2 tRNA genes and 3 rRNA genes (1 of these 5 running past the window's edge) are annotated in these 5,000 nt (G+C 41.8%); all 5 read left to right on the top strand.

Annotation, left to right across the window (positions count from 1 at the left end):
• Window positions 1-603 (top strand): 16S ribosomal RNA (locus ELQ04_RS08390) (it extends 910 nt beyond the left edge of the window).
• A 102-nt stretch (window positions 604-705) separates the two neighbouring features.
• A tRNA-Ala gene (locus tag ELQ04_RS08385) sits at window positions 706-781 on the top strand.
• A gap of 8 nt (window positions 782-789) precedes the next feature.
• A tRNA-Ile gene (locus ELQ04_RS08380) sits at window positions 790-866 on the top strand.
• A 537-nt stretch (window positions 867-1,403) separates the two neighbouring features.
• A 23S ribosomal RNA gene (locus ELQ04_RS08375) occupies window positions 1,404-4,459 on the top strand.
• Window positions 4,460-4,732: 273 nt separating this feature from the next.
• Window positions 4,733-4,849: ribosomal RNA gene (gene rrf / locus ELQ04_RS08370) — 5S ribosomal RNA — on the top strand.
• Together the 16S, 23S and 5S rRNA genes with 2 tRNA genes alongside form the textbook arrangement of a ribosomal RNA operon.
• The last annotated feature ends 151 nt before the right edge of the window (window positions 4,850-5,000 follow it).

Below are 5,000 nucleotides of genomic sequence, written 5' to 3'. Positions count from 1 at the left end.
AAGCGGTGGAGCATGTGGTTTAATTCGAAGATACGCGAAGAACCTTACCTGGGCTTGATATCCTAAGAACCTTTTAGAGATAAGAGGGTGCTAGCTTGCTAGAACTTAGAGACAGGTGCTGCACGGCTGTCGTCAGCTCGTGTCGTGAGATGTTGGGTTAAGTCCCGCAACGAGCGCAACCCACGTATTTAGTTGCTAACGGTTCGGCCGAGCACTCTAAATAGACTGCCTTCGTAAGGAGGAGGAAGGTGTGGACGACGTCAAGTCATCATGGCCCTTATGCCCAGGGCGACACACGTGCTACAATGGCATATACAATGAGACGCAATACCGCGAGGTGGAGCAAATCTATAAAATATGTCCCAGTTCGGATTGTTCTCTGCAACTCGAGAGCATGAAGCCGGAATCGCTAGTAATCGTAGATCAGCCATGCTACGGTGAATACGTTCCCGGGTCTTGTACTCACCGCCCGTCACACCATGGGAGTTGATTTCACTCGAAGCCGGAATACTAAACTAGTTACCGTCCACAGTGGAATCAGCGACTGGGGTGAAGTCGTAACAAGGTAACCGTAGGAGAACCTGCGGTTGGATCACCTCCTTTCTAGAGTACAAAGTAATAAGTCTCACAACTATTACTTCAATATATAAACTCAATTGATTCTTGTTTAGATTTCAAAGATTGATGATAAAGCTAATTGTTTATGGGGAATTAGCTCAGCTGGGAGAGCGCCTGCTTTGCACGCAGGAGGTCAGCGGTTCGATCCCGCTATTCTCCACCATTTATTAAGGGCCTATAGCTCAGCTGGTTAGAGTGCACCCCTGATAAGGGTGAGGTCACAAGTTCAAGTCTTGTTAGGCCCACCATAAAAAAGATTTGAATAAAAAAGCTTTAAAATCTAAAGCAAGTATATAAAGTAGATTAAATATAAAATATAAACCCTATACTTAGATTTATTTTTATCTTTAACTATAAAAGAATATACTTTAATAGATATAAATAGCATATACATTATGTATTTATATTTATAATGAGATTATTTAATATATATACTTCCTTTAGGTTTTAAACCTAAATGTTCTTTTTAATTATCATTGTTAAGAGTCACAAGCAAGTTTTAATAAAAACAATTTTACAGGACTTGTTAAAGGATAAAACCTATTTATCTTTTCTTTAGTTTAACTTATATCTTTTAATTATCTTTATTTCTATAATAAAGAGAATATTAGATTTAAGATTTATAAATTAAAGACAAGTTTCAAACTCACAGCTTAGTTGAGACTAAATCATTTAGTTTTATATTAAGTGTTTGAATGCTTTCCGTCTTAAGATAAAGAAGTCTTATCATAAAAACTTTAACAAGGAAGTGATGCGTTTTAGAATCAATAATAAAAGGTAAAAAAAGGTAAGCTACTAAGAGCGAATGGTGGATGCCTTGACTGGTAAAGGCGATGAAGGACGTACTAGACTGCGATAAGCTACGGGGAGCTGTCAAGAAGCTTTGATCCGTAGATTTCCGAATGGGGCAACCCAATGTATAGAGATATACATTACCTATATAGGAGCGAACGAGGGGAATTGAAACATCTTAGTACCCTCAGGAAAAGAAATCAATAGAGATTGCGTCAGTAGCGGCGAGCGAAAGCGCAAGAGGGCAAACCCAGTGCTTGCACTGGGGGTTGTAGGACTGCAATGTGCAAGAGCTGAGTTTAGCAGAACATTCTGGAAAGTATAGCCATAGAGGGTGATAGTCCCGTATGCGAAAAACAAAGCTTAGCTAGCAGTATCCTGAGTAGGGCGGGACACGAGGAATCCTGTCTGAATCCGGGTCGACCACGATCCAACCCTAAATACTAATACCAGATCGATAGTGCACAAGTACCGTGAGGGAAAGGTGAAAAGAACTGAGGTGATCAGAGTGAAATAGAACCTGAAACCATTTGCTTACAATCATTCAGAGCACTATGTAGCAATACAGTGTGATGGACTGCCTTTTGCATAATGAGCCTGCGAGTTGTGGTGTCTGGCAAGGTTAAGCAAACGCGAAGCCGTAGCGAAAGCGAGTCTGAATAGGGCGCTTAGTCAGATGCTGCAGACCCGAAACGAAGTGATCTATCCATGAGCAAGTTGAAGCTAGTGTAAGAACTAGTGGAGGACTGAACCCATAGGCGTTGAAAAGCCCCGGGATGACTTGTGGATAGGGGTGAAAGGCCAATCAAACTTCGTGATAGCTGGTTCTCTCCGAAATATATTTAGGTATAGCGTTGTGTCGTAATATAAGGGGGTAGAGCACTGAATGGGCTAGGGCATACACCAATGTACCAAACCCTATCAAACTCCGAATACCTTATATGTAATCACAGCAGTCAGGCGGCGAGTGATAAAATCCGTCGTCAAGAGGGAAACAACCCAGACTACCAGCTAAGGTCCCTAAATCTTACTTAAGTGGAAAACGATGTGAAGTTACTTAAACAACCAGGAGGTTGGCTTAGAAGCAGCCATCCTTTAAAGAAAGCGTAATAGCTCACTGGTCTAGTGATTTTGCGCGGAAAATATAACGGGGCTAAAGTAAGTACCGAAGCTGTAGACTTGCACACAACTTAGATTATTTAAGTTTAGAATATGAGAAACTAAGTTATATGTTTAGTTATATTTTTACTGATTTTTATAGAGTAAAGATAGAAATAAAACTTAGTAAAATCAGTAAAAATATTCTTAGGCTAAAGTTAAGTAGTTTAAGTTGTGTGCAAGTGGTAGGAGAGCGTTCTATTTGCGTCGAAGGTATACCGGTAAGGAGTGCTGGAGCGAATAGAAGTGAGCATGCAGGCATGAGTAGCGATAATTAATGTGAGAATCATTAACGCCGTAAACCCAAGGTTTCCTACGCGATGCTCGTCATCGTAGGGTTAGTCGGGTCCTAAGTCGAGTCCGAAAGGGGTAGACGATGGCAAATTGGTTAATATTCCAATACCAACATTAGTGTGCGATGGAAGGACGCTTAGGGCTAAGGGGGCTAGCGGATGGAAGTGCTAGTCTAAGGTTGTAGGAGGTTATACAGGCAAATCCGTATAACAATACTCCGAGAACTGAAAGGCTTTTTGAAGTCTTCGGATGGATAGAAGAACCCCTGATGCCGTCGAGCCAAGAAAAGTTTCTAAGTTTAGCTAATGTTGCCCGTACCGTAAACCGACACAGGTGGGTGGGATGAGTATTCTAAGGCGCGTGGAAGAACTCTCTTTAAGGAACTCTGCAAAATAGCACCGTATCTTCGGTATAAGGTGTGGTTAGCTTCGTACTAGGATTTACTCCGAAAGCGAAGAAACTTACAACAAAGAGTCCCTCCCGACTGTTTACCAAAAACACAGCACTCTGCTAACTCGTAAGAGGATGTATAGGGTGTGACGCCTGCCCGGTGCTCGAAGGTTAATTGATGGGGTTAGCATTAGCGAAGCTCTTGATCGAAGCCCGAGTAAACGGCGGCCGTAACTATAACGGTCCTAAGGTAGCGAAATTCCTTGTCGGTTAAATACCGACCTGCATGAATGGCGTAACGAGATGGGAGCTGTCTCAAAGAGGGATCCAGTGAAATTGTAGTGGAGGTGAAAATTCCTCCTACCCGCGGCAAGACGGAAAGACCCCGTGGACCTTTACTACAGCTTGACACTGCTACTTGGATAAGAATGTGCAGGATAGGTGGGAGGCTTTGAGTATATGACGCCAGTTGTATATGAGCCATTGTTGAGATACCACTCTTTCTTATTTGGGTAGCTAACCAGCTTGAGTTATCCTCAAGTGGGACAATGTCTGGTGGGTAGTTTGACTGGGGCGGTCGCCTCCCAAATAATAACGGAGGCTTACAAAGGTTGGCTCAGAACGGTTGGAAATCGTTCGTAGAGTATAAAGGTATAAGCCAGCTTAACTGCAAGACATACAAGTCAAGCAGAGACGAAAGTCGGTCTTAGTGATCCGGTGGTTCTGTGTGGAAGGGCCATCGCTCAAAGGATAAAAGGTACCCCGGGGATAACAGGCTGATCTCCCCCAAGAGCTCACATCGACGGGGAGGTTTGGCACCTCGATGTCGGCTCATCGCATCCTGGGGCTGGAGCAGGTCCCAAGGGTATGGCTGTTCGCCATTTAAAGCGGTACGCGAGCTGGGTTCAGAACGTCGTGAGACAGTTCGGTCCCTATCTGCCGTGGGCGTAAGAAGATTGAAGAGATTTGACCCTAGTACGAGAGGACCGGGTTGAACAAACCACTGGTGTAGCTGTTGTTCTGCCAAGAGCATCGCAGCGTAGCTAAGTTTGGAAAGGATAAACGCTGAAAGCATCTAAGCGTGAAGCCAACTCTAAGATGAATCTTCTCTAAGCTCTCTAGAAGACTACTAGTTTGATAGGCTGGGTGTGTAATGGATGAAAGTCCTTTAGCTGACCAGTACTAATAGAGCGTTTGGCTTATCTTTAATAAAGCATCACTTCCTTGTTAAGGTTTTTAAGAAGACTTTGAATATAAATAATATTTAGAGTTTAGTAGAAATCTTTCAAGTAGAGTTTGTATTAGAACTTGCTCTTAACATTGTTTTTTAAGTATTCTATATAAAGACTTATCAAAGATAAAAGATAAGAAAAAAATAAAGAAAAACAAAAGAAGAAAGAGAATAAAGAAAAAAGTAAAGAAATAAAAGATTAAGCTTTATTCTTAAATTCAATCTTTCAAAGAATATTTAAATAACAATGTCCGTGATTATACAGATGTGGAAACGCCTTGCTCCATCCCGAACCAAGAAGCTAAGCACATCGTGGGTGATGATACTACGCCTTACTGGCAGGGGGAAAGTAGCTCATTGCGGACTTGTTAAATATCTTCATTACTTACTTTATATATAAATCCTATGTTTATTTTTATTGTTGTTTTAGATGGTGTTTAGAATTGTGTTTAAAAAAGAGTTTGTTACTGGTTAGGGTTTTTAGAGAGAATAGGGTGTTTTTAGGGGTTTGGAAAGT

This window comes from Campylobacter sp. CH278, from assembly GCF_004378845.1.
In the GTDB taxonomy this organism is placed as follows: Bacteria; Campylobacterota; Campylobacteria; order Campylobacterales; family Campylobacteraceae; genus Campylobacter_D; species Campylobacter_D jejuni.
The sequence above is the reverse complement of the archived record's forward strand: the minus strand, read 5'-3'. Positions and strand labels throughout refer to the sequence as shown.